The organism is Streptomyces sp. Alt3, assembly GCF_030719215.1.
In the GTDB taxonomy this organism is placed as follows: domain Bacteria; phylum Actinomycetota; class Actinomycetes; order Streptomycetales; family Streptomycetaceae; genus Streptomyces; species Streptomyces glycanivorans.
Map to the genome: position 1 here is coordinate 198,856 of NZ_CP120983.1, position 26,801 is coordinate 225,656.

The window sequence follows — 26,801 nt, forward strand, 5'->3', positions numbered from 1 at the left end:
GCGCGACGGGGTCCGCGCTCCCGGGCCGTGGAAGGAGTCACTGCTCGGGCGGCAGGCTGTCCATGAAGGAGCTGACGGAGAAGACGGCGCGCCCCGCGCCCGCCGGGCCGTATCCGGGAGGGGACGACAGGCCGTACTCCTCCATCGTCGAACGGTAGGCGTCGAGCAGCCTGATGTGGTACTCGAGCGGCGCACCGTCGGGGTTGGTCCTGCCCAGGGGGGTCGTGGGCTCGGGGCACCATGTGGTGAAGCGCGGGGTGATGCCGTGCGACATGAAGAAGCGCAGGCCCTCGGTGGTCGAGGCGATGGCCTCGTCGACGGTCGTGAACCCGACGGGCTCGGCCATCTCCACGCCGGCGACGAAGTTGGGAATCACGTTGCGGGCGCCGAAGACCTCGGCGGAGTCGAGGATGCGGCGGTGCCACTCGTCGCGGCCGACGTAGCGTTCCTTGCCCGGGCAGTACAGCTCGAACAGCCGGCGGTCCCACACCTCGTAGTTGGGGTGATAGATCTGCACGCCGTAGTCGTGGAAGCGCTGGACGTCGGCCTTGGGCAGCGCCTGGGCGACGACCTTTCCGGTCCAGCGCCCCGGGAAGCGTTCCTCGATCGCCTTGGCGTACTGCCCGTAGAAGTCCGCCTCGTCGCGGCCCTGGATGTGCGAGGTGATGGCACCACCGGTGAGCGTGTACGCGGTGGTGGTCCGCGCCGTGTCGTGGCGGTCGATGATCTCGAGCGCCTCCAGGACCTCCTCCACGTCCTTGACGCCCGTGTAAGGGCGGCCCGCGGCCTTCTGCTGGCGCCAGTTGTGGTTGATGTCGCAGTACTGGCATTCCTCCTTGGCGCCGAAGTACTGGCAGACGCGGAAGACCGTGAGGTAGATCAGGTAGCCCCACTGGATGGTGGGCGCCACCTCCATGACGGACTTGCCGTTGGCGAGGGTGTGGCGGTAGTAGTCCGGCATCGGGGGCAGGCCCACGTCGGAGATGCGGATCCCGTCGAGGTGGAGCCCGAGGACACCGTCGGGTCCCGCGGCGACGCGGTACGGCGAGGCGGGGTTGACGCGCACCGACACCACTGTGCGGCGGAGGTCGTACGGGCCGCCGGTGAGGACGATCTCCTCGGGCGGGCGGCGCAGTGCGGCCTCGCCGAGCTCGGGCAGGGTGCCGTGGTCGAAGGAGAAGATGAAGTACGACTTGGGCTTGACGTCGCCGTGCTCGTTGTCGCTCAGCGCGGAGTCGTCGAACGCCATGCCGCCGCGCAGCAGGTCCTCCTTCAGGACTGCCTCTCTCGGAACGTGCGGGAACTGTTCCATGAGCCGCTCCACCAGACGCGTCCGCTCGCCGGTCACAGCAGCGGGAGTGGTGCGGGTGCGGCCGGGTTCACTACGGGTCGGCATGTGCGGGCTCCTCGGGTCCGGTGTCCTGGTCGTTGTTGCGTGTACGACACACTGTCCAACGAACCAGTATCGCCAACCGTTCGCAGATGATCCGCCCGGCTTGCGGGAGACGCCCCGGTCGGCCGGGGGCAAGGAGACTTCTCATGCCTCGCACGATGTCCGTATCGGACAGCATCCTGATCCGCATGGCGCCGTCGGCCGTGTACGCGGAACTGAGCGACCCGACCGCGATGGGACGCTGGAGTCCGGAGAACAGGGGTGCGAAGGTGCTCGGGGAGCGCCGGGGCGCTCATGTCGGCATGGTCTTCGAGGGGCGGAACAAGCGCGGCTCCTTCCGGTGGACGACGAAGTGCACGGTGACGGCCGCCGATCCGGGTGAGCGGTTCGCTTTTCGCGTGCACGCGATCGGGGCGCGCCGCCCGCTCCTGCCCGGGGCGATCGCGCTGTGGGAGTACCGGTTCGAGCCGGTCGACGGCTTCACCCGTGTCACGGAGACGTGGACGGACAACCGGCGGTCGTGGCCCGATTTCATCGCCAACGCCTTCGACCGGGTCGCGACGCGGGGGCACACGTTCGCCGAGTTCCAGCGCCGGAACATCCGCACGACGCTGGAGCGTCTCAAGGCGGTGCTGGAGCAGGACGGCTCCGAGGAGGTCCACGTGGACCACGGGCCGGATCGTGCGTGAGGCGTGAGACGGGGCCGAGTCTCCGGACACGTGTCGAGGAGCGGACCCGCTGCGGTGCCCGGCGCGCCCGGCGTCCGGGGAATTGCCGGTCGCGCCGGGCCCGCCGCGCAGGGCGGTCAGCGCGCGGCCGTCGGCACCACCTCACCCGAGAGCGGCAGACCCAGGCCCGCCACGGCACGGGAGACCAGTCGGGCCATCTCGACGGCGCCCCGCTCCTGGAAGTGGGTGTTGTCCTGCACACCGTCGGGGAAGTTGGGGTACTGCCCGGCGTCCAGCCAGAGGAACACCCCCTTGGACGCCTCCACCCCGATCCCGTCGAGGTAGGAACGGCTGGCCGCCGAGAGGTCGACGAGCGCCGCGTTCTCCTCGCGCGCCACGGCCTTCGCCGCGTCCACGTACGCCGGGAAGGAGACGTTGAACTTCCCGGTGGACGCGTTGTACGAGCGGCGCGACACGGGGGTCACCACGACGGGAGTCGCGCCCAGCGCACGGGTCGCACGGATGTAGTCGTTGCGCAGGTACTCCTTGTAGTCGGCGGGGGGTGTGTACCGCTCGGCGTTGCCGACGGTGGCGTCGTTGTGCCCGAACTGGACGAAGAGGTAGTCGCCGGGCCTGATCACCGCTTGGATCGCGGCCAGCCGGCCCTGTTCGATGAAGGACCGCGAACTTCGCCCGCCGATGGCACGGTTGGCGACGGTGATGCGGGAGGTGAAGTACGACGACAGTTTCTGGCCCCAGCCGGCCTGCGGGTGGTATCCGGAGCTGTACGTCTGCGCGGTGGAGTCGCTCGCGATGTACACGGTCCCCGTGGCTGCCGCCGCACTTCCGGCGGCAGAGGCGCTGCCGGGAAGACCCAGCGCGCCTGTGACGCCGGCACCGAGCGCACCGGCGGCACCGAGGAGGAGGCGTCTGCGGGTGGTGTCGCTGTTCACTGCTGATCGGCTCATCCGACCGTCCCTCCGGGAGAATTCAGCAGGGTCGGATTGCAGTGGCAGCAGGGACGGCGAAAGGTTGCCGGGTCATCGCCGCCGTTGCCGTCGGCCGGGACCCGGCGGGTTCAGGCTGTGCCGGGCCCGTTCGTCGCCCAGTGCGGAGGCCGGGCCAGGGAATCCGGCAGCTTCGTGGCGGCGTTGCCTCTCGCGGCGTTCACCTGGGCCTGCGTGAGGAAGAGAGCACCGGTGAGATCGGCGCCGGAGAGGTCCGCGTCACGGAGGTCGGCACCGATGAGTTCTGCCCGGCGGAGATCGGCTCCGCGCAGATCGGCGGCGATGAGGTAGGCCCCTCGGAGTTCGGCACCGCGCAGGTCGGCGCCCTTGAGCCGGGCCCCGACGAGATCGGCTCCCCGCCGGCTGCGCGTGCCACGCCGGGAAACGGTGGCGCGTTCGAGTTCGCCGGCACGCAGCAGCAGGGAGGCGGCCCTGTCCCGGTGCGCGGACACGTCCAGATCCGCGAGTTCACCGGCAGGCAGGCGGGTGAGGTGTTCGGTGGTGGCGAGGACATCGCGGAGGTCTGCGTACAGACGCTCGGCGGCCGGCAGGGTGAGAGCCTCGGTCAGGTACCGCAGCAGTTCGTGAAGCTGGCGCATCACGGGGAAGACCTGGAACATCTGCTGGGCGGTGTCGGGGGCCGACCGCCAGTCCCGGCCCCCGTAGGTTTCCTGGGAGACCTTCTGGCCCGCGCCGAAGCAGTCGTACACGGTGCAGCCGGTGAAGCCTTCGGGACGCAGCCGGGCATGTATGCCGCAGCGGAAGTCGTCGGCGAGGTTGGGGCACGGGGTCCCCGCATCCTTGTCGATCGCGAAGTCCGCCGACGCCGTCAACGTCAGCGCGACACAGCAGAGTCCGAAGCAGTTGGCGCAGTCGGCGCGCAGATCTTCCGGCTCGGTGACGGCCGGGGCGGTCGGGTCGTGGTCGGGCACGTGCCTGGTCCTCCGATGTGCGGTGTCCACCAAGCTTACGGGCGTGCGGAACGGCCTCGGTACGGCGTCTGTCGGTGGCCGGGCGCACACTTGACCGCAGAACTCGGCACGGTGAAGAGGGGGCAGGGTGTGAGCGCGTCGCAGGAGAAAGGGTTCGAGCCCGCCACCGGCGACGGTCCCGAGATCCCGGAGGGCGACGAGGTCCGCGCCGCGGAGGTGCGGACCGCCTTCGAGGGGATGCTTCAGATCAGACGGCTGACCCGTGCGGATCTCGCGGATCCCGGGGGTGTTCCGGCCCCGTGGGAGCTGAACAGGCCGCTGCGGGCCGTGGCGTTGGCGCTGGAGGCGGCGGGGGTTCCCCCTTCTGCTGTCGGCACGTCCGGTGAACGCACCGCCTCGGGCTACCGCGTGTGTGACGGCGAGGCGCCTGGTTCGGTGCGGGTCGAATGGGCCGGCCCGCCGGGCAGCGGAGCGACGCACGACGAGGAGGAGGCGCTGGCCCGTTGTGCCACGGTCCTGCGGCGGATGGGCTGGACGGCGCTGATGTACCGCGGACCGCGGCGACGGCGCTTTCTCGAGGTCGAGGCACCGCCCTCGGTTCCTTCCTGAACCCACTGTCAGACCCATGAGCAATGCTTGACGGTCCGACACCTCTGACCGGGAGATGCTGAGATGCACCAAGCTGAAATCGCCGCGGCTCAGGCGTACATCCGTCTGATGGCCGCCACCCGCGCCGCCCTCGCCGACCCGAACGGGGCACCGCTGTACATGCCGCTGCTCACCTCGCCGATGGAGGAGGCCGACGAGGCCCTGCGGTGCGCCGGTCTGACGGGCAACGAGGACAGGCTCTTCGCTCTCGTGAGGGACCTGCAGCCGAGCCTGACGGGTTCTGATCGCTGACGGGTTCCCTGCGCCGGCCGTCTCCGGTCGCGTGGTGCTCGATCGCCACACCGCCCGTCCGCGGCCACCGACCGCTCGCCCCGGCCGTCGCGTCGGACGGCCCGGGCCCGGTGACAGCCGCCTGCCGCCGTGATGGGCCGCCCTTCGGGGCGCCCACCGCGGCGGTCCGCCGGTCACTGGTCGCCGTACATGAGTGAACCGGGGGTGGTGAGCAGTTCCCCGGTCTCCAGCCAGGTCTTCAGGCCGGAGAGGATCATCGGCCATCCTCCGTACAGCTCCGCGTCGGCACCGTCGCGGAGCTCGTCGTGTGTGACGGTCAGCCGACAGGAGTCCCCTACGGGCTCGATCTCCCAGGTGATGCGGGTCGCCCCCTCGTTCCTCACCTCGTCGCTCCAGAGCGCCACCATGCTCTGCACGAGCTTGCGCGGCGGATCGACCTCCAGATTCTGCCCCTCGCCCAGCGGGCCGGGGGCACCGGGCGAACCCATCTCGAAGCGTGAGCCCTCGGTCCAGTCCGAGACGACGCGGGCGCCGAAGTTGTACCTGCTTCTGATCTCGGGATCGGTGATCGCCTCCCAGAGACGCTCGGGAGTGGTACGGATGTAGATCTCGAAGACCTTCTCCATGGGATTCTCCAGTCGGCTCTCGATGTCGCTGAGCCCGGCTGCCCAGGGCTCGGCGTACCTGCTCACCCACCGGTCGTGGACGAGCCGGGTGGGCACCGGGTTCAGGAAGTGGGGCTTATCCCGCCCTCGCCGTCGTGTGGCGGCCGGCCCGCCGCCTCCAGCAGCTCGAGGTGCTTCATGGGCGCGGACCGCGTGATCTCGGAGCGGGCCTCCGGTGCACCCAGTGTCTGCCCGTCGTCACGGAACAGCTCGTCGAGCAGGCTGCGTCATGTCGGATCAGCTGGAGCTTCGAACACACCGTCCATTCGGCCGAACCGGTGACCCTCCGGTCAGAGGTCCACGCGGACGAGTCGTCTTGGAGCCGCCCGTCGGGACGCGGTGAATTGATTCAAATCCAGAAGAAACCTGACCAGCTGCTTGACGAGCAGCAGTGCCCAAACCTAGCGTACGTTCCGGATGAAACGATTCACATCCCCGATCGTGACCGGTCGCCGGATGACTCTGCTTACGAGGTGTTCATGTCTGATGTGTCGGCCGTCAAGGCAGCTCTGAAGTCTCAGGTCATCGAGACGCCCTCCTGGGGTTACGGCAACTCCGGAACCCGCTTCAAGGTCTTCGCCCAGCCCGGTGTCCCGCGGGACCCCTTCGAGAAGCTGGCGGACGCGGCGCAGGTGCACGCCCACACCGGGGTCGCTCCCAAGGTGTCGCTGCACATTCCGTGGGACAGGGTGGAGGACTACGCGGCACTGACCCGGTACGCCGAGGAGCTCGGACTGCGGATCGGTGCGATCAACTCCAACGTCTTCCAGGACGACGACTTCAAGCTGGGCTCGGTCACCCACCCGGACCCCAAGGTCCGCCGCAAGGCCACGGACCATCTGCTCGAGTGCGTCGACATCATGGACGCCACCGGCTCCCCCGACCTCAAGCTGTGGTTCTCGGACGGCACCAACTATCCGGGGCAGGACGACATCGCGGGCCGCCAGGACCGGCTGGCGGAAGCCTTGGCCGAGGTCTACGAACGGCTCGGCGACGACCAGCGCATGCTGCTGGAGTACAAGCTCTTCGAGCCCGCCTTCTACACCACCGACGTCCCGGACTGGGGCACCTCGTACGCCCACTGCCTCAAGCTGGGGCCGAAGGCCCAGGTCGTCGTCGACACCGGCCATCATGCGCCGGGCACCAACATCGAGTTCATCGTGGCCTTCCTCCTGCGTGAGGGGAAGCTCGGCGCGTTCGACTTCAACTCCCGCTTCTACGCCGACGACGACCTGATGGCGGGAGCCGCCGACCCGTTCCAGCTGTTCCGGATCATGCACGAGGTGGTCAAGAACGGCGGGCTGAAGACCGAGACCAACGTCAACTTCATGCTCGACCAGTGCCACAACATCGAGGCGAAGATCCCGGCCGTCATCCGCTCGGTCACCAACGTCCAGGAAGCGACCGCCAAGGCGCTGCTGATCGACACCGAGGCGCTGTCCGCCGCCCAGCGCTCCGGTGACGTCCTCGCTTCCAACGGGGTGCTGATGGACGCGTTCAACACGGACGTACGGCCGCTGCTCGCCGAGGTCCGCGAGGAGCTCGGGCTGGCCCGCGACCCGTTCGCGGCCTACCTCGCCTCCGGCAACCAGGAGCGCATCGCCGCCGACCGCGTCGGCGGGGAGCAGGCGGGCTGGGGCGCCTGAGCCCCGCTCCCCCGCCCATGCACGTCCAGCCGCACCCGCCCGTCCCCCTCTTCCCGAAGGAACACTCATGACGTCCGCGACGCACGCCGAAGTCGCCGCGCTCCTGGAGCGCGCCCACCGGATCGGCTCCGACCCCCGCAACACGAACTACGCCGGTGGCAACGCCTCGGCCAAGGCGACGGAAGCCGATCCGGTCACCGGCGGAGAGGCCGAACTCCTCTGGGTCAAGGGCTCGGGCGGGGACCTCGGCACGCTGACCGAGGCCGGTCTCGCCGTGCTCCGTCTGGACCGGGTGCGGGCGCTCAAGGACGTGTACCCGGGGGTGGAACGCGAGGACGAGATGGTCTCCGCGTTCGACTACTGCCTGCACGGCAAGGGGGGCGCGGCCCCGTCGATCGACACCGCGATGCACGCGCTCGTCGAGGCCGCGCACGTCGACCATCTGCACCCGGACTCGGGGATCGCGCTGGCGTGCGCGGCCGACGGAGAGAAGCTGACCGCCGAGTGCTTCGGCGACAAGGTCGCCTGGGTCGGCTGGCGCCGCCCCGGCTTCCAGCTGGGACTCGACATCGCGGCCGTCAAGGAGGCCAACCCCCGGGCGGTCGGAGTGATCCTCGGCGGCCACGGCATCACCGCCTGGGGTGACACCTCCGAGGAGTGCGAGCGAAACGCCCTCTGGATGATCCGCACCGCGGAGACGTTCCTGGAGGAGCGCGGAAGGCCCGAGCCCTTCGGCCCGGTCATCCCCGGCCGGGAGGCCCTGGAAGGGGATGCCCGGCGAGAGCGGGCCGCCGCTCTCGCGCCGGTGATCCGCGGTCTGGCGTCCACGGACCGCCCGCAGGTGGGGCACTTCACCGACGCGGCGCCCGTGCTGGACTTCCTCTCCCGTGCCGAGCACCCCCGTCTCGCCGCGCTCGGCACGTCCTGCCCTGACCACTTCCTCCGGACGAAGGTCAGCCCCCTGGTCCTCGACCTGCCGGCGGACGCACCGCTGGAGGAGGCGGTGGCACGGCTCGGGGTGCTGCACGAGGAGTACCGGGAGGCGTACCGCTCGTACTACGAGCGTCATGCCGCACCGGACTCTCCGGCGATGCGCGGAGCGGACCCGGCGATCGTGCTGGTGCCGGGTGTCGGCATGTTCTCGTTCGGCAAGGACAAGCAGACCGCCCGTGTCGCCGGGGAGTTCTACCTCAACGCGATCAACGTGATGCGCGGCGCCGAGGCCGTGTCCACGTACGCGCCGATCGAGGAGTCCGAGAAGTTCCGCATCGAGTACTGGGAGCTGGAGGAGGCCAAACTGCGGCGGATGCCGAAGCCGAAGGCCCTGGCCACGCGGGTCGCACTGGTCACCGGCGCCGGGTCGGGCATCGGCAAGGCCATCGCGCACCGCCTCGTCGGGGAGGGGGCGTGCGTGGTCGTCGCGGACCTGAACGCGGAGAACGCGGCGGCTGTCGCAGAGGACCTCGGCGGTCCGGACAAGGCCGTCGCGGTGACGGTCGACGTCACGTCCGAGGAGCAGATCGTCGAGGCGTTCAAGGCAGCCGCGCTCGCCTTCGGAGGCGTGGACCTGGTCGTGAACAATGCCGGGATCTCCATCTCCAAGCCACTGCTGGAGACTTCGGCCCGGGACTGGGACCTTCAGCACGACATCATGGCGCGCGGTTCGTTCCTGGTCTCGCGCGAGGCGGCCCGGGTGATGCGGGCGCAGGGCCTGGGCGGCGACATCGTCTACATCGCCTCCAAGAACGCCGTGTTCGCCGGTCCGAACAACATCGCCTACTCGGCGACCAAGGCCGACCAGGCCCATCAGGTACGCCTGCTGGCGGCCGAGCTGGGTGAGCACGGAATCCGTGTCAACGGGGTCAATCCGGACGGCGTCGTACGCGGCTCCGGCATCTTCGCGGCAGGCTGGGGAGCCCAGCGTGCGGCGACCTACGGCATCGAGGAGGAGAAACTGGGCGAGTTCTACGCCCAGCGCACCATCCTCAAGCGGGAGGTGCTCCCGGAGCACGTCGCCAACGCCGTCTTCGCCCTGACGGGCGGGGACCTCACACACACCACCGGCCTCCACATCCCCGTCGACGCCGGTGTGGCGGCGGCGTTCCTGCGCTGACCGTGTACCACCCCGCCGCGCCCCGGACGCTGTTCCACGAACGGCCGGGGCGCGGCTTCGTTCGGATCGGATGAGAGTTTCCATGCCTGCGACTTCACGACACGACCCGGTCTTCGCCGCGGTGGACCTGGGCGCCACCAGCGGCCGGGTGATCACCGGACGGGTCGGCCCGGACGAACTGGTGCTGGCCGAGGCGCACCGCTTCGCCAACACGCCGGTACGACTCCCCGACGGCCTCCGCTGGAACGTACTCGCCCTGTACCAGGGCATGCTGGACGGACTGCGTGCGGCGGCTCGCAATGGCCCCGTGACGTCGGTGGGCATCGACACCTGGGCCGTGGACTACGGTCTCCTGGATGCCGACGGGTCGCTCCTCGGGCTGCCGTTCCACTACCGCGACGGCCGCAACGCCGCCGCTGCCGAGGAGGTCCTGGCCCGCTGCGACGGGCAGGAGCTGTACGGCGTCAGCGGGCTGCAGCATCTGCCGTTCAACACGGTCTTCCAGTTGGAGGCCCATCGTTCCTCCGCCCAGTGGTCTGCGGCCCGGACGCTGCTGATGATGCCTGACCTGCTGGTGTACTGGCTGACCGGTGCGGTGGGAGCGGAGGTTACCAACGCGTCGACGACGGGGCTGTTCGACGCACGTTCCGGTGACTGGTCCGATGAGCTGATGGGACGGCTGGGGCTGGAACGTTCCCTGTTCCCCGCCCTGCGCGAACCGGGTGCGTCGGCCGGAACCCTTCTTCCGCATGTCGCGGGCTTCACCGGTCTCCCGGCGGACACGCCGGTGACGACGGTCGCCTCGCACGACACCGCTTCGGCCGTGGCCGCGGTCCCGGCGACCGAACCGGGGTTCGCGTATGTGTCCTGCGGTACCTGGTCGTTGGCCGGTCTCGAACTGGACGCGCCGGTACTGACGGAGGGGTCGAGGGCGGCGAACTTCACCAACGAGCGCGGTGTGGACGGCACGGTGCGCTTCCTGCGCAACATCATGGGGATGTGGCTGCTGGAGGAGTGCCGGCGTGCGTGGGAGCGCGACGGCATGCCGACCGGTCTCGAAGCCCTGCTCGCGGACGCGGCGCGGGTGCGGCCGTTCACCGCCGTGATCGACCCGGACGACCCGGTGTTCCTGGCGCCGGGCGACATGCCGTCCCGGATCGACGCCGCACTCGTCCGGACCGGGCAGCCGCTCCCGGACGGGCCCGGCGGCTATGTGCGATGTGTGCTGGAGAGCCTGGCGCTGGCACACCGCAGGACGCTGCGTGAGGCAGCCGGGCTGGCGGGCCGCGAGCTGACACGCATCCATCTCGTCGGTGGCGGTTCCCGCAACGAACTGCTCTGTCAGTGGACCGCCGACGCGACCGGTCTGCCGGTCACGGCGGGGCCCGCCGAGGCCACCGCGCTCGGGAACGTGCTGCTCCAGGCACGGGCCCACGGGCTGGTGGGCGGGTTGGCGGACATGCGCGGGCTGGTCGCCCGCACCCAGGAACTCCGCCACTACTCACCGCAGGGGGACCCCGCGGAGTGGGACCGGGCGGCGGACCGCCTGGCGGCGCACGGGTAGGCGGCGACGCCCCGGGCTCCCGCGGCGACGTGGTCCGCGGGGCCCGGGGGTGTCCGCGTGCACGGCCGGGGGTTCACCGGGCGGGCCGCATCCCGCGGGGCGGGGCGGACCGGACCGGACCTGACGGTTCGGCCCGCCCGTCCCGTGCTCCGGGCTGGGGATCAGCTCGCGGACAGGCCCAGTTCCCGGTCGCCGAGCGGCTCGAAGTGCCGGGCGACCTCGGCAGCGGTCACCTCCCGGATCTCTGCCGGGGTCCACCGCGGCGTGCGGTCCTTGTCGATGATCCGCGCGCGAACGCCTTCCGTGAGGTCATGTCCGGTGAACGCCCGGCAGGAGACACGGAACTCCTGGTCGAGGACGGCTTCGAGACTGCCGAGCTGCCCGGCGCGGCGCACGGCGGCGAGCGTTACCTTGAGGGCGGTGGGCGATGCCGTGAGGAGCGCGGCGGCCGTCTCCTTCGCTGCCGTCACCCCGCTGTTCGACAGCCGGTCGATGATCTCCTCGATGGTGTCGGCGGCGTAGCATTCGTCGACCCATGGGCGCTGAGCGGCCAGTTCCCCTTCAGGCGCGGTGGTCGCGTAACCGCGCACGGTGTCCTTCACCTCGGTGGGTGTCGTGTTCCGTGCGAGCTCGGTGGTGAGGTCGGCGAGGTGCCGCGACGGGACAAAATGGTCTGCAAGGCCGCACAGGATGGCGTCGGCGGCACCGATCGTCCGGCCGGTGAGCGCGAGATGGGTGCCGAGTTCCCCCGGAGCCGCGGCCAGCAGATGGGTACCGCCCACGTCGGGAACGAACCCGATCGCCGTCTCGGGCATCGCGATGCGTGAACGCTCGGTGACGACACGCACGTCGCCGTGGGCGGACACTCCCACCCCGCCGCCCATCACGATGCCGTCCATCAGCGCCACGTACGGCTTCGGGAACCGGGCGATGCGGGCGTTCAGCCTGTACTCGTCACGCCAGAAGTCCACGGAGGCGCTGCGGCCCGAGCGGGCGTCCTCGTAGATCGAGCGGATGTCGCCACCCGCGCAGAGCCCTCTGCCGCCGGCTCCGTCGATCACGACGGCGGTGACAGCGTCGTCGTCCGCGGCCCGGACGAGCGCTTCGTCGATGCCGCGCACCATGGTGTGGGTCAGTGCGTTGAGGGCCCGCGGTCGATTGAGGGTGATGTGAAGGATGTGACCCTCGGTGTGCAACAGGACGGGCTCGTCCTCGTTCATGTGTGCGCTCCGGTCAGCCGTGGACGATCTCTCGGTGCCATTCTGCGGGGGGTGTCGAGGGGCACCGGAGCCGGGTCTCCCGCGGATATCGCTGTGGCACTCCCGCGCGGCGGGCTCGACAATTGACATCCACGGGCCGCGGCGCCCAGCAGCGCTGCCGGACGAACTCCGGAGCACGCATGACCGACTCTTCACGGCGAGCAGACGGCGAGGCGACGTCGCGTCTCCCGCTCGAACGGCGACGTGCCGGCGAGACCGGGACGGCGGAGCGCCTTGCCCTGAACCGGACCGGCAGTTTCGAGTGGGATCTGGACGCCCGGACCGTGGACGTCGACGAAGCCGGACTGATGGTCTTCGGCCTGGATTCCGCGACCTTCGAGGCCTCGCCCTCGGCCCTGATCGACCGATTGGACGCTACGGACCGGGCCCGCCTGGAGGCCACCATCGACGAGGCGATGGCCGGTGGGAGCAACTCCTACAGCGTCCACTTCCAGGTGCCCCTGGAGGACGGGACGCACCAGTGGACGCACGTCCAGGCACGGATCCTGCGCTCCGAGGACGGCCGGGCGCACCGGGTCATCGGTGTCGTGCGGGACGCGACGGCCGAGGTCACCCATTCGGCCTTCGTGCTGGATCTGGAAAAGCGGCGCCGGCGTCAGGCGAGCATCGTCGAACGCACCACCGCCGCGATGTCACGCGCGGTGACCGTGGACGACGTCACCGCGGCGCTCACCGGTCCGGGCGGCCTGGTGGGGGTCGGCGCCGACGGGCTCGCCCTGGGGCTGGTGGAGAATTCCACGCTCAGGCTCATCGCGCTCAGCGGCGATTCGGTGGAGGTTCTGGAAGGCCTCGGGTCGGGGCAACTGGACGCGACGCTACCGCTCGGTGACACGATCCTCAGCGGGCGTCCTCGGTTCATCACCTCGCTGGGGGCACTCGTCCGGCGCTATCCGGTGCTCGAACCGCACATCGGGGAGCTGCAGTTCCGCGCGGTGGCGTACCTTCCGCTGATCGCTCAGGCCCGTTCGATGGGCGGACTCGCCCTCTTCTACCGGGAACGCACGGCCTTCAGCGCGGACGAGAGGATCCTGTGTCTGGGCCTGGCCGCGATCGTGGCCCAGTCCCTGCAGCGGGCGATCCTCTTCGACGAGGAGCGCGAATTCGCCACAGGGCTCCAGTCGGCCATGCTCCCCCGGCGCATCCAGGAGATCGAGGGGGGCGAGATCGCGGTCCGCTACCACGCCGCGTGGAGCGGGCGCGAGGTCGGCGGCGACTGGTACGACGTGATCACGCTGCCCCGGGGCCGTATCGGTGTGGCGGTGGGCGACGTGCAGGGACACGATACCCATGCCGCGGCGATCATGGGCCAGCTGCGGATCGCCCTGCGCGCGTACGCAGCCGAGGGACACCCGCCGGCCACCGTCCTGGCGCGGGCGTCCCGCTTCCTCGCGGAGCTGGACACCGACCGGTTCGCGACGTCGACCTACGCGCAGGTGGATCTCGCCACCGGAGCGGTGCGGGTGGCGCGCGCCGGGCACTTCGGGCCGCTGATCCGGCACACCGATGGTCGGGTCGGTGTTCCCCAGGTGCGTGGGGGACTGCCGCTGGGCATCTCCTCGGACTTCCGTGACGAGGAGTATCCGGAGACCCGACTCGACCTGGTGCCCGGCGAGACCCTCGTCCTGTACACCGACGGGCTGGTCGAGGAACCTGGCGCGGACGTCGACGCGGGGGTCGCCGCGCTGATCCACGAGGTGAGCGGGGGACCCGACGGTGCCGAGGCACTCGCGGACCATCTCTCGGACCGGCTGTGGGAACGGTGGGGTTCGGGCGACGACGTGGCCCTGCTGGTCCTGCGGCGCAGCCCGGATCTCGGGTCACCGCAGGCTCCCCGGCTGCACCAGTACATCCATCAGGCTGATCCGCAGGGGCTCTCCGAGGCCCGGTCGATCGTGCGCCAGGCTCTCACGGACTGGGGTCTCGCGGGCCTGGCCGACGACGCCGAGCTGGTCACCGGGGAGTTGCTGGTCAACGTGCTGCTCCACACGGAGGGCGGGGCGGTACTGACGCTGGAGGTCCTGCCTGAACCGGTTCGGCGCATCAGGCTGTCGGTCCAGGACCGCTCGAGTGTCTGGCCGCGGCGGCGCACTCCGGGTGAGACGTCGACCTCCGGGCGTGGTCTCCTCCTTCTGGACGCGGTCGCCGAGCGCTGGGGCATCGAGCCCCGCGGCGAGGGCAAGGCCGTCTGGTGCGAGATCGGCCCCGGCATCTGATCACAACGGTGCGACTGCTTCCGTGGTTCCGTACGTGACGAGACGGAACCCGGGGCCGACCCGACCCGCGCAGAACGCGGCGGGGGCGCACCGCACCGGATCCGGTGTGGTGCGCCCCCGCCCGGCCCGCCGGTCTTCAACGACCGTCGTGCCGGAATGTTCGGACGCGTCAGTGCTGCACGCCACGGCGCTTGCGGACGGACCAGAGGATGCCGCCGCCGGCGAGCAGAACCGCGAGAGCGGCTCCACCGATGACGGGCGTGGCGGACGACGAACCGGTCTCGGCCAGGTCCGGCGCGCTGCTGCTCGACTCCGCGGGGGCGGGTGCTGCCTCCGTGGGGGTCTCGCTGGGCTTCGCACTCGGCTCGGTGGTCTCCGAGGCGGAGGGCTCCGTGCTCGGGGTCTGCGAAGGCGTCTCCGAAGGCGTTTCCGAAGGCGTCTCCTGGGGCGGAGTGTTGTCCTCGCACACCGGGGCGGTCTTCGTCTCCTGGTAGGAGTACCTGTCGTCGTCCCCGGCCTTGACGACGAGGCGGACCTGCAGCTCCTTGTCGTGCTTCGGGAGCTGGAGCGGGCTCGTCGTGCTGTATGCCCGGCCGAACTCGGTCGTGGGAAGCAGATCCTCGCCGCCCACGACTGACACGGTCACCTCATTGGTGGCCTTGCTCGAGTAGGCCGTCAGGTTGAGCGTCACTTCGGAGCAGGTCACGGCCCAGGTGGGGGTGTGAGCTGCGGCCGGACCGGCGGAGATGACCCCACCGGCCAGGCCGACAACCGCGGCGGCCGCGAATGCTCCCGCGCCACGCCACGATCTCCTGGGTATGGTCATGAATTCGTCCTCCATATGAGTACACCGCTGAGATGGCGGTGGGGCGCACAGTACTGCCCTCTGTCGCGGGAAGCGCACCCGCCCCACACATCAACGACACATCAACCGGGAGCACATCGCCGCTACTTGGGACATCACGGACACGTCAGGATGGCCGGAAGCCACTGTTCTCACCGTTGGGGCCTTCGGCGCGTGAGGACGCGTCAGAGGGGCTTGTGCATGATGTGCAGTCCCACATAGCCGTGTTCGGGATGGTTGAATCCCTCGGGCAGGGTCCCGATGATCTCGAAGTCGAGGGAGCGGTACAGCCTCACGGCGTTCACGTTCGTCTCCACCACGGCGTTGAACTGCATGGCCCGATATCCCGCCTTCCGCGCCCAGTCCACGGTGTGTTCACAGAGGGCACGGCCCACGCCCCTGCCGGAGTGCTCCGGGGCCACCATGTAGCTGGCACTGGCGATGTGCGAGCCGTTACCCATATGGTTTCTGTTCATCTTGGCCGTGCCGAGGACGGTTCCGGTGTCATCGACCGCGACCACGGTACGGTTCGGGTCCTCGAGGAGCCACCAGCCCTGCGCCTGGCCCTCATCGAGGTCCATCGGGTAGGTGAAGGTCTCCCCGGCGGCGACGATGGCATGGAAGAACGGCCAGATGGAGGGCCAGTCCTTCTCCGTGGCTTCTCTGATCAGCATGGGGGTCAAGATGGCAGGGCGGACAGCACCGCGCAATCGCTTTACCGGGCTCTGCGACCGGGGCCGCACAGCCCGATCCTGACGAGCAGCCCCCGGCCTGCGCCGAGCCGTGCGACGGGACCGCTCGACGCCCGGCCCGGCCTCCGGGGCGCGGAACGGCGGCCGTCCGGCGCGGGAACGTCCCGCGCCGTCACCTCCGGAAGAGACCGGGCCGGGCCGGCCGGAAGCGGCCGGAGCGCGGGGTCGCATCCGGGCCGAGGAGCGGAGCGGACCTGGCGCGCCTGCTCGAGCTCCAGCGTCAGGTTCACCCGCCTCCAGAGGATCTCGTCCGGATCATCCGCCAGTACCATCCTCGCCATGGCCTCCCTGCCGGATACGGATGCCGGGCGCCCGAAAGGCGAATCGGGCGCCATCCGGGCGAGGTAGGCCCGCTCGTAGGGGTCGTCCACCACCTCCGCGAGCTGGACCGGGTCCAGAGCGGTGGCCTGCAGAGCGGCGCGCCCCCAGGGGTCCTCCGTGCGGTTCAGCAACCGGTCCACCCTTCGTGAACGCCAGTTGCGCGCACGCCGGTCGGTACCGGCCTCCAGCATGGTCCGCATGCCCACCGGGCTCTTCCCCGCGACGAGGTGGGGTTCGCGGGCGGCGAAGGCGAGGAGTTCTTCCACCAGGTAGAGCCAGACGACCGTGCGGTAGCGGTTCAGGCAGAAGGCCACCGGTGAGATGCACCCGATGCGGGCCAGGCCGGTGAAGCGCGAGGTACCGACCCCGAGCAGCGTCGCGCCTTCCGCCGTGCCAGCTGTGCGCACCTGTTCCCGCAGGGAATCGGGAAATCCCGGCAGCGCGCGCAGCCGGTCGATCTCCTCCCTGCGGATTCGCGGCCTCGCCCCGCATGCCACCGGCTCCGCACGGATCAGCCCCAGGTGGACGGCGAGATCGAAGTCCCCCCGTCGCAGCGCCAGTTCCTGGGCGGCACGTCCCGCCGAGACCGGTGCCGCCTTCCCGGCGGCGAGAGCCCGGCCGGCCTCCGTAACAGTCATGATCTTCCTCCCCGTGAGGTCGAATACTCTGTGTGACCACGGTAGCGCCGGGAGGAAGGACGCGCCGTGCCTGTGGACAACTCCCTGCTGTCCATCAAAGTTGCAGCTCAGAGGCGGTCGACGCTGTCGGCACCCTGTCGTACCGTCACACCGAGGTGCTCGCCGACACGGTTCACCAGCAGGGTCATCTCGTAGGCGACCTGGCCGATGTCGGCCTCGGCGGCGGTCAGTACGCACAGGCAGCTGCCGTCGCCCGCAGCCGTCACGAAGAGCAGGGCCTCGTCGAACTCCACCATGGTCTGGCGTGCTCTCCCCGCCCCGAAGTGGCGACCGGAACCACGGGCCAGGCTCTGCAGCCCGGACGAGACCGCCGCCAGGTGCTCCGCGTCCTCACGGGCGAGGCTCGTACTGGCGCCGGTCACCAGCCCGTCGTTCGACAGCACCAGCGCGTGCTGGATGTGCTCCACCCGGCTGGTGAGATCGTCAAGAAGCCAGTCAAGTCCCCGGTCAAGCGCCATGTGCTCGTCCTCCCCGTTCATCAGTTCCCCGCGTTCCGCGCAAGCCTTGCGTACCGTTCCCCTGCGGGCAAGCGCCTCCCCACCCCGGGGGCGTTGCTTCGCGCCACGGTCCGGCCCGCACCCGGTACTGCCGTCCGCGCGTGATCGGATGCCCGCCGCACGGCCCGGAAATCGTCCCGGTGTTCGCCCCGGACGGGACCGGACGGGACCGGACGGGACCGGACGGGACCGGACGGGACCGGACGGGACCGGATCCGGCAGAACCGGACGCTCGGCTCACCGCACCCTCGGTTCACTCCGGTCCGGCACCTCGGCCCACCGAGTCGAGGAGCCGCGCGGTGTGCATTCGCCCGGCGTACTCGACCATGCGGATCAGAACGTCCTTCCCTGAGGCGCGGTCACGTGCGTCGCACAGCACGACGGGCGTTCCCTGGTCCAGATCCAAGGCGCGCGAGACGTCGTCCTCGGCGTAGGTCCGTGCACCCGAGAAACAGTTGACGGCGACGACGAACGGAATCCGGCGGTGCTCGAAGTAGTCGACGGCCGGGAAGCAGTCTTCGAGGCGCCGGGTGTCGGCCAGGACGACAGCTCCGAGGGCCCCCTGCGACAGCTCGTCCCACAGGAACCAGAACCGGTCCTGACCCGGCGTGCCGAACAGGTAGAGCGAGAGCCCCGACCTGATGGTGATCCGGCCGAAGTCCATCGCGACGGTCGTGGTGGTCTTCCGCTCCACCCCGCCGGTGTCGTCGATGAACTGGCCGGCCTCGCTGAGGAGTTCCTCGGTCCGCAGTGGCCGGATCTCGCTCACGGCACCGACCAGTGTCGTCTTGCCGACACCGAACCCTCCGGCGACCAATATCTTCAGGGCGAGGGACGAGGAGTCCCCGGTCTCTTCCTCATCCGTGCCGTGCACATGCTCGGAGGACATCCATCTCTTCTCTCACGAGTGCCGTCAGTAGGGGCGACAGCATGGCAATCAGAGGCTGTCACCGAAGGGAGTGAGCGGATTTCCCCTTATGTGTACGGATGAGGCCGTTCGCTGTCCGGACGCGGCCGCAATCCGTCGTGAAAGGATGATGCGGCGAACGTTTGCAGAAGCGCTCAGAGCGCCCTGAGTCCGTCGATCACCTCACGCAGTACCCGTTCGTCCGGCAGTCGGGCCGGCGGGACGGGCCTGCTGACCCGCACGCAGCCGGCTTCCAGCAGGTCGCCCAGGAGCACCCTCACCACGCCCACGGGCAGATCGGCGTCCGCGGACAGTTCCGCGACGGACCGGGCGTCCTGGCTGCACAACGAGAGCAAGGCCCGGTGTTCAGGCCCCAGCAGCGCCTCACCCCGGCGGTCGGCCTCCAAGTCGTCGGCCTCCACGAGGGCGATGAGGTCGAATCGCACGCCGCCGGGCCCCGAGTGCGTCCGGCCACCGGTCACCGCGTAGGGGCGGACGAGCGGGCCGGCCTCGGCGTCGTACCACTGGCTGCCGGGCAGTACGGCTTCCTCGGCGGGGCGTACGCCGTGTTCCCCCGCCCGCTGTACTCCGTGTCCGACGGCCGGTGGCACCCCGGGCTGTACGGGGGCCCGGGCTACCGGCGGTGGGCGGTGTCCGCTTCCGGCCGACGGGCCGATCGTGCTGCCCGGAGCTTCTCCGTCCTCGCTCATCCGCGTACGCCCGCCCTCAGCCGGTCGCCGGCGGGCCGGAGGCCCTTACCGGGGCGACAAGGTGTTCGCCCACCCGCTTCACCAGGCGCGCCATCTCGTACGCAACGAGTCCGATGTCCGTGAGCGCCGTGCTGAGCACGGTGAGACAGGACCCGTCCCCGGCCGCCACGACGAACAGGAAACCGTCGTCCATCTCGACCATCGTCTGGCGTACGCTCCCGGCCCCGAAGTGCCGTCCCGTGCCCTTGGCCAGGCTGTTGAAGCCCGACGCCACGGCAGCGAGGTGCTCAGCGTCCTCGCGGCTCAGCGCACAGGACGCGCCCACTGCCAGGCCGTCGTCGCTCAGGACGACGGCGTGCCGGATCTCGGCGACCCGGGCGACCAGATCGTCCAGCAGCCAGTCGAGTTCGCCGGAGCGGCCGGAAGCCCTTCCGGGCCTCTCGTTCACGATCATGACTGGTCTCCTTCGGTATGCCGACGGAACGGGGACACGGGTACGGCTCGGGCCGCGGTGGCGTTCCCCGGTACGGCGCCACCGCCTCGGACCCACCCCGCGCGGTAGGCGGTCATACGGTCGCGGGCCTGTTCGGGGGTGCGTTCGGCCGTGGGAAGCGGCCGGCCTGGGTACTGCCCGCTGTCCTCGGGCCCGGGCCTGTCACGCAGTTGGGGTACGAGGCTGGCCTGCCGGACACGGCGGGGCAGGCCGCCGTCCTCCTCGGTGGGGGCCGGGCGCCGGTGCAGGGCGGTGACCCGCGCAGGCCCGGACCCCTCCACCTCCCGCGTTCCGGGATTCGCACTCGGCCCGACGGGGGGCACGGCGACCGGCGCGGGTCGTTCAGTGGGACGTGGAAGACGGGGAATCCGGGCGCGGGAGGGTAACCGAGGGTGTCCGGCCCCCGGGCCGTCGTGGCCCCTCCCCACCGGTGCCGTCGCGACCGCGCCGTCCGCCGTGCCGGCCTCGGCACCCGCCGGCAGTCCGCTCGGGAGCAGCGCGGTGGGCAGGAGCACCACCGCGGTCGTGCCCCCGTAGGCAGACGTGCGCAGCCGGACCTTGACGCTGTGGCGGGCGGAGAGTCTGCTGACCACGAACAGTCCGAGCCTGTCGCTGTCGAAGAGGTCCAGAGCTTCGGACTGTTCGATGCGCCGGTTGGCCTCGTCGAGCACCTCCCTGCTCATACCGAGCCCTCGGTCCTCGATCTCCAGGGCGTAGCCGTTCCCCACGGGTTCGCCGCTGATCCGCACCTTGGTGTGCGGGGGTGAGAACTGGGCGGCGTTCTCGACGAGTTCTGCCAGCAGATGGGTGAGGTCGGCCACCGCCACGCCCTTGACTGCGGCGTCGGGCAACGTCCGCACCTCCACCCGGGCGTAGTCCTCGATCTCGGACACTGCCGCCCGTACGACGTCGGTCAGCGGGACGGGCATCCTCCAGGCGCGCCCCGGAGCGGCGCCGGAGAGGATGATCAGGCTCTCGGCGTGCCGCCTCATACGGGTGGTGAGGTGATCGAGGCGGAAGAGGTCCCCGAGTTCTTCCGGGTCGTCGGCGCGCCGCTCCATGGCGTCGAGGAGGACGAGCTGGCGGTGGACCAGGGTCTGGCTGCGTCGGGCCAGGTTGACGAACACCCCGGAGATGCCGCCGGCGAGTTCGGCGCGCTCGACGGCGGCGTCGAGCGCCGCGCGGTGCACCGTGTCCAGCGCCTCTGCGACCTGCCCGATCTCGTCGTGGGACGTCCGGCGGCTCGGTGCCTCGACTCGTACGTCGATCTCCTCACCCGTGCGTAGACGGCTCATGGCATGGGGCAGTTTGCGGCGGGCGATGTCGAGCGCGCCGTCGCGGAGGCCTACGAGTTCCACGACGAGCCCGCGGCCGATCCGTACGGAGATGACCAACGAGGCCGCGACTGCGAGGAATCCGAGCAGGACGGCCGCTGCCGCCGGGCTGAGCAGGGCGCGCGCGACGGGATCGGTCCGGCCGGCGGAGCCCTGTCCGGCCGCTGTCCCGATGGCGCGCAGTTCCGCTCGTACCGCAGCCGTGTCCCGCTCCCAGGACGTGGCTGACACCGCCTTCACGGCACGGCGGCCGGACGGTGCGCCCAGCACCGTGTCCTCGGCCGTCTCGAGTCGCCGGTAGGCGTCGTGTTCGGTGAGCTCGCGCCATGCCTGCCGTCCGGTACCCGGCAGGTCGGCCCCGGCCGTACCGGCGAAGGCCCTGCGGGCAGCCACGGCGCCGGTGAACTCGCGCAGCCCCTCCCCGTCGAGCCTGCCCGTCAGCCCGGCCGATGCAAGCAGCGACTCCTCACGCGCCAGCATCTCTCCGCTGGTGGCCAGTTCGAGCAGGACGCGCGTCCCGGATCCGGTCTCCGCATCCTGAATTCCCGTCAGCGAACCACCTACGTCGAGAGCGGCGGTGACGGTGTCGGTGTACTGCGTGTAGGCACTCAACGTCTCGGCGTCCGTGGGTCTCCCCGTATCCCTTGGCCTCGCCGCAGCCTTGTCCGGTGTACCGGCGTCCGTGCCCCCGAGTTCGCCGGCACCGCCCCGCGAAGGGTTCAGGATCCGGGTGCGGGCCTTACGCAGCTGCTGCATCCGGTCGAGGAACGTGGTGAGCCGGGCAGCGGTTCCGGCGGGAAGGGGGCCCGCGTCGGCGACGGTGTGTCCGCCGCCGATGCTCAGGGCCTTCAGCGCGGCGTCCGTCCGCCCGGCCCGTTCCCGCAGCGTCTCGGCATGCCCGGTTCCGGGGGCGGCCAGCTGGCGGAGTGCCGCGGTGCGTTCGTCCTGCAGCGCGCCGACGGCCTCGGTGACCGGGCCACGGACCGTGTTGTCGAGACGCTGGACCTCCCGCAGGCGCGCCACGTCCTGCGCCGTGGTGACCGTGGCGAAACCCCAGAGGGCGAGAAGGGAGACGACGGGAACCATCAGCAGCGAAATGATCTTCGCCCGTACGGTTCGGGGACGCAGCGATCCGCGTTCCGGCAGCTGCCCTACGGGCGATGACGCCGCCGCTGTCTCCCGCTCGGGACGTTCGTCCGCGGGCGGTCCGGCGTGTGCGCGTCGTCCACGCGGCGGTGTCGCGGACCGGTCCGCGTGCGCGCCGGGTCCCGGGGTCGTCGTACGGGGTGTGCGCATGTCCTCCTCGTTCCGGATAGGGAGCTCCGCGCCCGGACGCCGGGCGCGGAGAGTGAACTACGGGCCAGGACGCCTGGCGCGGGGGTGAACTGCCGGCCCCTGCGACGTGGCGCGGGGGCGAACTGCGGGCCCGGCGGTGCTCAGCTCGCGGGCGTCCTCGTGCGCCAGGCCGCCGGGGCCTCGTCGGCGACCGCGGGGGGCGCTCCGGCCGCGTGGTCCCGGGCGGGCGGCGAGAGTGCGACGAAAGCCGAGGTGAGGAAGAGGTAGGACCCGAGGCCGACGGCGAGGGGAAAGATGAACTGCATCACCGTGGCCCCCGGCAGCTCGGAAGCGGACGGCGTCACCCGGACGCCGACCGCCAGCATGCCGGTGTAGTGCATGCTGCTCACCGCCGCGCCCATGACGAGCGACGCGAGGGCCACGGCCCCGGGTGACCTGATGTTGAGTGCGGCCCACAGGGCGGCCGTGGCGGCGACCACCGCGATGCCGACGGAAACGGCCACGAGCAACGGGTCGTAGGTGACCGAACCGTGGAGGCGCAGGGCCGCCATGCCCAGGTAGTGCATGCTCGCCACGCCGAGGCCCGTGGTGAGACCGCCGACGACGAGCGCGCGCGAGCGGTCCTTCCCGTAGCCCACGGTGAAGACGCCCGCCCCCACCACCAGCATGGCGACCAGGAGACTGAGGAGGGTGAGCGGCACGTCGTAGCGGATGTCGGTGCCGGTGACGCCGAAGCCGAGCATGGCGACGAAGTGCATCGTCCAGATGCCGGTCCCCAGGGCCGAGGCCGCCGTGATCAGCCAGTTGCGGCGTGAAGGGCCACGGGAGCCGAGGGCGCGCACTGTACAGCGCAGTCCGAGTGCGGCCCCGATCGCTGCCATCGCGTACGACAGCAGGGGGGTCAGCCAGCCGAAGGCGGCGTGGTCCAGGTGTCCCATGGATCCGGGACGCTAGCCCGCCGATGGGTGCACACCAGGGGCGCATTTCGAAATGTGCTGACATATGACTGAGAGGTGCCCCCGAACGATCGGGCACCGCTCGAACGAGTGCACCGCTTCGCGTCGTTCCGCTCGGTTGGGGACTGCGCGATCATTGTCCTCATGGCCGACGACCACACACACGTCCAGGACTTCTTCGCCGCGCGGGCAGCGGGCTGGGACACCCGCTTCCCGGACGACGGACCCGCCTACGCGGCAGCAGTCCGCGAGCTCGGCCTGCGGCCCGGCGGTACGGTGATCGACGCGGGCTGCGGAACCGGACGTGCGCTGCCGTCCCTGCGCGGGGCGGTCGGACCCGGGGGCACGGTGATCGGCGCCGACCTGACCCGCGAGATGCTGGACGCCGCCCTCCTGGCGGGGAGAGAAGCGTGCGGCGCCCTGCTGCTGACGGATGTCGCACGGCTGCCGCTGCGTACGGGGACCGTCGACGCAGTCTTCGCCGCCGGTCTCCTCTCGCACCTCCCGGACCCCGGACAAGGGCTGCTGGAACTGGCAAGAGTGGTGCGCCCCGGGGGCCGGCTCGCCCTTTTCCACCCCATCGGACGGGCCGCTCTGGCAGCACGGCACGGACGGCGTCTGTCGGACGACGATCTCAGGGCCGAGCCGCGTCTCACGCCGCTGCTGGCGGCTACGGGCTGGCGGCTGGACGCCTACACCGACGAGGACAGCCGTTTCCTGGCACTGGCCGTGCGGACCGGCTGAGCGGATGCGGTCGCTCCGGTGGTCCGCTTCCCGCTCAGTCGGCCGGTGTCTCCGGACGCCTCCCGCGCGGCACCGGGCAGCCACGCACGCCCGGCGTGGGGAACGTGCCGAGCTGGCCCACCTCGTAACCGTCCGGGTAGCCCTTGATCTCGGGGTTCTGCCGGGCGTGGTGAGGGATGGAGCGCGGCGGCAGGAGCCGCACGGCGCGGGCCCTCAGCCGCAGGACCCCGTGGGTCAGCCCGCGGGCGACCGGACCCGGCCGTTCGTACCGGAAGGCCCGTAGCAGCGAGTCGTCGAGCAGGGCGAGGCCGGCTTTGCGCACCACGGGAGCGAGGGGGCGCGGATACCAGGAGCCCATCAGCGCAAGGGTGGCGTCGGAGACCGCGCGCGCTCCCCGGTCCCACCCGAAGTGCTCGCCCTCGTAGGCGTCCAGGACGCGTTCGAAGTCCTCGTAGGTCTGCGGCACGTCCTGGATGCCCATGTGTGCGCCGAGGGTGCGGTAGTAGGCGGCGAAGGCGCGCAGTTCGTGGTCCGACAGCTTGCGCCAGCCGTACGTGTCGAGCCAGCGCTTGGGGCTGACGACGAATGTGCACAGCACATAGCGCATGTCGTCGTTGCTGATGTCGTAGCTGCGGTGCATCCGGTTGATCCGCCGGACGGCGGTGCGGCCCACCTCGCTGTCGAAACCGTGCTCCACGACGGCGTCGAGGAGAAGTGCGGTGTCGTCGTACCTCTTCTGTGAACGTTCCGTCAGTTCGGCGGTCTCCGCGAGAAGTCGGCCGATGCTGGGGACGGCGTACGTGCGGTACAGGGCGAGTTCGAGAGCGCGGGTGATGTCCCAGGGGAACTCGTACGTCACGGTGAGCCGGTAGATCTCGAGGAAGTCCCGCTCCGGGTCGAGACGCTGGATCTCCTTGAGCCGTTCGTACCGCTGCACCATGCTGTCCCCCTCGTCGGCCGGAGCCACAACCCTACGGGCGGCGGGCGCACCGGCACCACGGTGTGAGGGGCGCCGAGGCGCGCGGCGGCGCCGGTTCCAGGCCTCGGGCCGGCTGACCGTCATCCCTTGTCAGGGCCTCGACGACAGGGTTACCGAGTAGTTAAGGTGCGCCGACGGACCAAGCGACCAGGAATGAGGGATGAGGGTGGGTGCTGTGGCTGGGACGGACGATACGGCCGCCGACGACGACGCACTGTTCGTGCTGACCGCGGTGCTGCTGACCCCTGCGCAATTCCCAAGCGTGCTCGGCGACGACTACGTGGCCGCGTGTGCCGCGCTCGGGCTCGAACCGTACGCCGAGGGGTACGGCCTGGTGCTCGGCCAGGACAGCGAGGGCGCCCGCTGGACGGTCGTCGTGGAGGACGTCTCGCTGGTGGCGGTCGCCATCGCCTCGTGGGACTGCGGGATGGAGTACGACCTCTCCCCCGATGACCGCTCCGTGGTCTGCGCGCTCCCTGGATGGCCACTCGCACTGGCGGTCGCCGCACCCGGGGTCCCCGAGCCCCACGACCCGGCACCCGGTCCGGACGGCGATGACCCGGTGCCGCTGACGCCGCCGGACACCGAGGTCTGGGGTCCTCCGCAGCGGCGCCTGGGAGCGGACGAGATCGCCTTGCAGTGGGCGGCCTGGCGGGGGCAGATCGACGACGGGACCGCGTTCGGCAGGTCCGAGGGACCCGTGCCCGGCGCCGGGGAGGGGCCGGCGGGGACCAGACCGGTGAACGCGCGGCGGAACCCGCCGGATCGGGTCAGCACCCCGGCGTACGCATGGCGCTCGAGGCGGCCGGTGCCTACATCGGCTCTCCGCCTCCGGCCGGCCGGATCCGCTCCGCGTTCGCTCCGGGCGGTGCGCGCACGCTGCGGGTCGACGGGCCGGGCTGGTCACTGGTGGCCAGGACCGACGACATCGCCTTCGTGCTGCTGGACGAGGAGCCGGGAGAGATCATTCCGGTGGGCCGCGGTCCGGAGTTGCCGGGGCTGCTGAAAGCCCTCGACGATCTGGCGGTCCGCCCGTCCTGACCGTCTGCGGTGCGCACGGCCAGGACGGCACGATCCGTGGGTGCTACACACGCTCCAGGCGACGGTGGGGCCCGGCGGGCAGCACGGCTTTGATCACGTCGCCGGGCCGTACGACTCCGCCGGTCCGGACGACGCCCATGATCCCGGCCTTGCGCACGACGGTGCCGTCGTCCGCACGGCCGACGACCTGCTTGAGCAGTCCACCCTGGAAGACGTCGATCTGCAGACACGGGTTCCTCAGACCGGTCACCTCGACGACGGCCTCGTCGCCGAGGTGGAGCAGGGCGCCCACGGGAAGCCCGAGGAGATCGATGCCCGCGGTGGTGACGTTCTCCCCGAGGTCCCCCGGGGAGACCTCGAATCCGGCCTGCCCGAGCTCGGTGAAGAGCTCCTGCTGAATGAGGTGGACCTGGCGCAGGTTGGGCTGCGTCGGGTCCTGGGCGACACGGGAGCGGTGCTTCACCGTGACTCCCGCGTGGACGTCACCCTCCACACCGAGTCCGGCCAGGAGCGAGACGCTGTCCCTGTTCGGCTTGGTGAAGGAGTAGACGCCATTGCTGCTCACCGCGACGACTGTGCTGTTCAGCGCCCTATCTCCTTGCGACTGATCCTACGGAGCCTGCGCCTCTGCGACGGGTCGAGCATCAGGTACCCGACCACGGGTACGCCGATGAGGACCAGCAGCGACCACCAGAAACCGATGAACGGAATCAGGACGACTGCAGCGACGACTCCCCCGATGGCGATCTTTCCACCGTTCGACATGATCCGTGCCTCCTCCGCGGCCGGAGCCGCTCCTGATGTGTGAACGCTTGTGCGCCCCTGTCGGTTCCGGCCGCGTCGCACGA

The 26,801-nt window shown here is 70.6% G+C and carries 25 protein-coding genes and 1 pseudogene; 9 read left to right on the top strand and 17 right to left on the bottom strand.

The annotated features are described in order from the left end of the window. Positions 1 to 37: 37 nt before the first annotated feature. Complete coding sequence (locus P8A20_RS00920; protein ID WP_147963062.1) at positions 38 to 1,396, bottom strand: radical SAM protein; 1,359 nt, start codon at positions 1,394 to 1,396, stop codon at positions 38 to 40. A gap of 143 nt (positions 1,397 to 1,539) precedes the next feature. On the opposite strand from P8A20_RS00920, the gene P8A20_RS00925 reads away from it, so the two are divergent. Beyond that, a complete protein-coding gene (locus tag P8A20_RS00925; RefSeq protein ID WP_147963063.1) occupies positions 1,540 to 2,082 on the top strand; it encodes an SRPBCC family protein in 543 nt (180 codons plus the stop codon). Positions 2,083 to 2,198: 116 nt separating this feature from the next. Here the strand turns inward: P8A20_RS00925 and P8A20_RS00930 are convergent, their stop codons facing one another. Both P8A20_RS00930 and P8A20_RS00935 read right to left on the bottom strand, forming a co-directional pair. Further along, positions 2,199 to 3,029 carry a rhamnogalacturonan acetylesterase gene (locus P8A20_RS00930; RefSeq protein ID WP_147963064.1) on the bottom strand — a complete coding sequence of 277 codons (831 nt, stop codon included), beginning with the start codon at positions 3,027 to 3,029 and terminating at the stop codon, positions 2,199 to 2,201. 110 nt (positions 3,030 to 3,139) lie between these two features. Further along, a complete protein-coding gene (locus tag P8A20_RS00935; protein WP_147963065.1) occupies positions 3,140 to 4,000 on the bottom strand; it encodes a pentapeptide repeat-containing protein in 861 nt (286 codons plus the stop codon). A 129-nt stretch (positions 4,001 to 4,129) separates the two neighbouring features. Here P8A20_RS00935 and P8A20_RS00940 point away from each other — a divergent pair, with 129 nt between their 5' ends. After that, complete coding sequence (locus P8A20_RS00940) at positions 4,130 to 4,609, top strand: hypothetical protein (protein ID WP_306102650.1); 480 nt, start codon at positions 4,130 to 4,132, stop codon at positions 4,607 to 4,609. 63 nt (positions 4,610 to 4,672) lie between these two features. Then, positions 4,673 to 4,900: a hypothetical protein gene (locus tag P8A20_RS00945; protein ID WP_306102651.1), complete on the top strand. Its 228-nt coding sequence runs from the start codon at positions 4,673 to 4,675 to the stop codon at positions 4,898 to 4,900. Positions 4,901 to 5,073: 173 nt separating this feature from the next. Here P8A20_RS00945 and P8A20_RS00950 read toward each other — a convergent pair whose 3' ends face one another. Next, positions 5,074 to 5,592: an SRPBCC family protein gene (locus P8A20_RS00950; RefSeq protein WP_261988960.1), complete on the bottom strand. Its 519-nt coding sequence runs from the start codon at positions 5,590 to 5,592 to the stop codon at positions 5,074 to 5,076. A 452-nt stretch (positions 5,593 to 6,044) separates the two neighbouring features. On the opposite strand from P8A20_RS00950, the gene rhaI reads away from it, so the two are divergent. The 3 genes from rhaI to P8A20_RS00965 all read left to right on the top strand — a co-directional run bounded on the left by rhaI (position 6,045) and on the right by P8A20_RS00965 (position 10,888). Next, on the top strand, positions 6,045 to 7,211 hold the full coding sequence (gene rhaI, locus P8A20_RS00955; protein WP_306102652.1) for an L-rhamnose isomerase: 1,167 nt from the start codon (positions 6,045 to 6,047) through the stop codon (positions 7,209 to 7,211). Between the two features lie 67 nt (positions 7,212 to 7,278). Next, complete coding sequence (locus P8A20_RS00960; RefSeq protein WP_147960789.1) at positions 7,279 to 9,324, top strand: bifunctional aldolase/short-chain dehydrogenase; 2,046 nt, start codon at positions 7,279 to 7,281, stop codon at positions 9,322 to 9,324. Between the two features lie 82 nt (positions 9,325 to 9,406). Continuing rightward, entirely contained in the window at positions 9,407 to 10,888 is a 1,482-nt protein-coding gene (locus P8A20_RS00965; protein ID WP_306102653.1) for a rhamnulokinase, read from the top strand. 161 nt (positions 10,889 to 11,049) lie between these two features. Here P8A20_RS00965 and P8A20_RS00970 read toward each other — a convergent pair whose 3' ends face one another. Next, entirely contained in the window at positions 11,050 to 12,108 is a 1,059-nt protein-coding gene (locus P8A20_RS00970) for an enoyl-CoA hydratase/isomerase family protein (RefSeq protein WP_147960787.1), read from the bottom strand. Between the two features lie 179 nt (positions 12,109 to 12,287). Between P8A20_RS00970 and P8A20_RS00975 the strand changes: the two genes are divergently transcribed. Further along, positions 12,288 to 14,381 carry a SpoIIE family protein phosphatase gene (locus tag P8A20_RS00975; protein ID WP_306102654.1) on the top strand — a complete coding sequence of 698 codons (2,094 nt, stop codon included), beginning with the start codon at positions 12,288 to 12,290 and terminating at the stop codon, positions 14,379 to 14,381. A 169-nt stretch (positions 14,382 to 14,550) separates the two neighbouring features. Here the strand turns inward: P8A20_RS00975 and P8A20_RS00980 are convergent, their stop codons facing one another. The 9 genes from P8A20_RS00980 to P8A20_RS01020 form a co-directional block, all read right to left on the bottom strand. Beyond that, positions 14,551 to 15,207 carry an LAETG motif-containing sortase-dependent surface protein gene (locus P8A20_RS00980; protein ID WP_147960785.1) on the bottom strand — a complete coding sequence of 219 codons (657 nt, stop codon included), beginning with the start codon at positions 15,205 to 15,207 and terminating at the stop codon, positions 14,551 to 14,553. A gap of 203 nt (positions 15,208 to 15,410) precedes the next feature. Continuing rightward, entirely contained in the window at positions 15,411 to 15,899 is a 489-nt protein-coding gene (locus P8A20_RS00985) for a GNAT family N-acetyltransferase (protein ID WP_147960784.1), read from the bottom strand. 41 nt (positions 15,900 to 15,940) lie between these two features. Beyond that, the gene (locus P8A20_RS00990) at positions 15,941 to 16,936 is read right to left on the bottom strand and encodes a DUF6397 family protein (RefSeq protein WP_147960783.1); all 996 of its coding nucleotides are present in this window, start codon (positions 16,934 to 16,936) and stop codon (positions 15,941 to 15,943) included. Positions 16,937 to 17,043: 107 nt separating this feature from the next. Further along, the gene (locus P8A20_RS00995; protein WP_147960782.1) at positions 17,044 to 17,454 is read right to left on the bottom strand and encodes a roadblock/LC7 domain-containing protein; all 411 of its coding nucleotides are present in this window, start codon (positions 17,452 to 17,454) and stop codon (positions 17,044 to 17,046) included. Positions 17,455 to 17,746: 292 nt separating this feature from the next. Then, complete coding sequence (locus tag P8A20_RS01000) at positions 17,747 to 18,382, bottom strand: GTP-binding protein (RefSeq protein ID WP_147960781.1); 636 nt, start codon at positions 18,380 to 18,382, stop codon at positions 17,747 to 17,749. 173 nt (positions 18,383 to 18,555) lie between these two features. Continuing rightward, a complete protein-coding gene (locus P8A20_RS01005) occupies positions 18,556 to 18,939 on the bottom strand; it encodes a DUF742 domain-containing protein (protein ID WP_147960797.1) in 384 nt (127 codons plus the stop codon). Between the two features lie 187 nt (positions 18,940 to 19,126). Beyond that, on the bottom strand, positions 19,127 to 19,564 hold the full coding sequence (locus P8A20_RS01010) for a roadblock/LC7 domain-containing protein (protein WP_147960780.1): 438 nt from the start codon (positions 19,562 to 19,564) through the stop codon (positions 19,127 to 19,129). Beyond that, positions 19,561 to 22,233, bottom strand: coding sequence for a sensor histidine kinase (locus P8A20_RS01015; protein ID WP_306102655.1), 2,673 nt, complete (start codon positions 22,231 to 22,233; stop codon positions 19,561 to 19,563). The genes P8A20_RS01010 and P8A20_RS01015 overlap by 4 nt, the downstream gene beginning before the upstream one ends. A gap of 140 nt (positions 22,234 to 22,373) precedes the next feature. Beyond that, positions 22,374 to 23,171 carry an MHYT domain-containing protein gene (locus P8A20_RS01020; RefSeq protein WP_147960778.1) on the bottom strand — a complete coding sequence of 266 codons (798 nt, stop codon included), beginning with the start codon at positions 23,169 to 23,171 and terminating at the stop codon, positions 22,374 to 22,376. 162 nt (positions 23,172 to 23,333) lie between these two features. On the opposite strand from P8A20_RS01020, the gene P8A20_RS01025 reads away from it, so the two are divergent. Beyond that, a complete protein-coding gene (locus P8A20_RS01025) occupies positions 23,334 to 23,933 on the top strand; it encodes a class I SAM-dependent methyltransferase (protein WP_147960777.1) in 600 nt (199 codons plus the stop codon). Positions 23,934 to 23,967: 34 nt separating this feature from the next. Here P8A20_RS01025 and P8A20_RS01030 read toward each other — a convergent pair whose 3' ends face one another. Continuing rightward, the gene (locus P8A20_RS01030) at positions 23,968 to 24,873 is read right to left on the bottom strand and encodes an oxygenase MpaB family protein (RefSeq protein ID WP_306102656.1); all 906 of its coding nucleotides are present in this window, start codon (positions 24,871 to 24,873) and stop codon (positions 23,968 to 23,970) included. A gap of 214 nt (positions 24,874 to 25,087) precedes the next feature. On the opposite strand from P8A20_RS01030, the pseudogene P8A20_RS01035 reads away from it, so the two are divergent. Continuing rightward, positions 25,088 to 25,953: pseudogene (locus P8A20_RS01035) on the top strand (hypothetical protein). A gap of 43 nt (positions 25,954 to 25,996) precedes the next feature. On the opposite strand, the gene P8A20_RS01040 reads toward P8A20_RS01035, so the two are convergent. Both P8A20_RS01040 and P8A20_RS01045 read right to left on the bottom strand, forming a co-directional pair. Continuing rightward, positions 25,997 to 26,539 carry an MOSC domain-containing protein gene (locus P8A20_RS01040; protein ID WP_147960774.1) on the bottom strand — a complete coding sequence of 181 codons (543 nt, stop codon included), beginning with the start codon at positions 26,537 to 26,539 and terminating at the stop codon, positions 25,997 to 25,999. After that, the gene (locus tag P8A20_RS01045) at positions 26,536 to 26,718 is read right to left on the bottom strand and encodes a tail-anchor membrane protein (RefSeq protein WP_147960773.1); all 183 of its coding nucleotides are present in this window, start codon (positions 26,716 to 26,718) and stop codon (positions 26,536 to 26,538) included. The genes P8A20_RS01040 and P8A20_RS01045 overlap by 4 nt, the downstream gene beginning before the upstream one ends. Positions 26,719 to 26,801 lie beyond the last annotated feature (83 nt).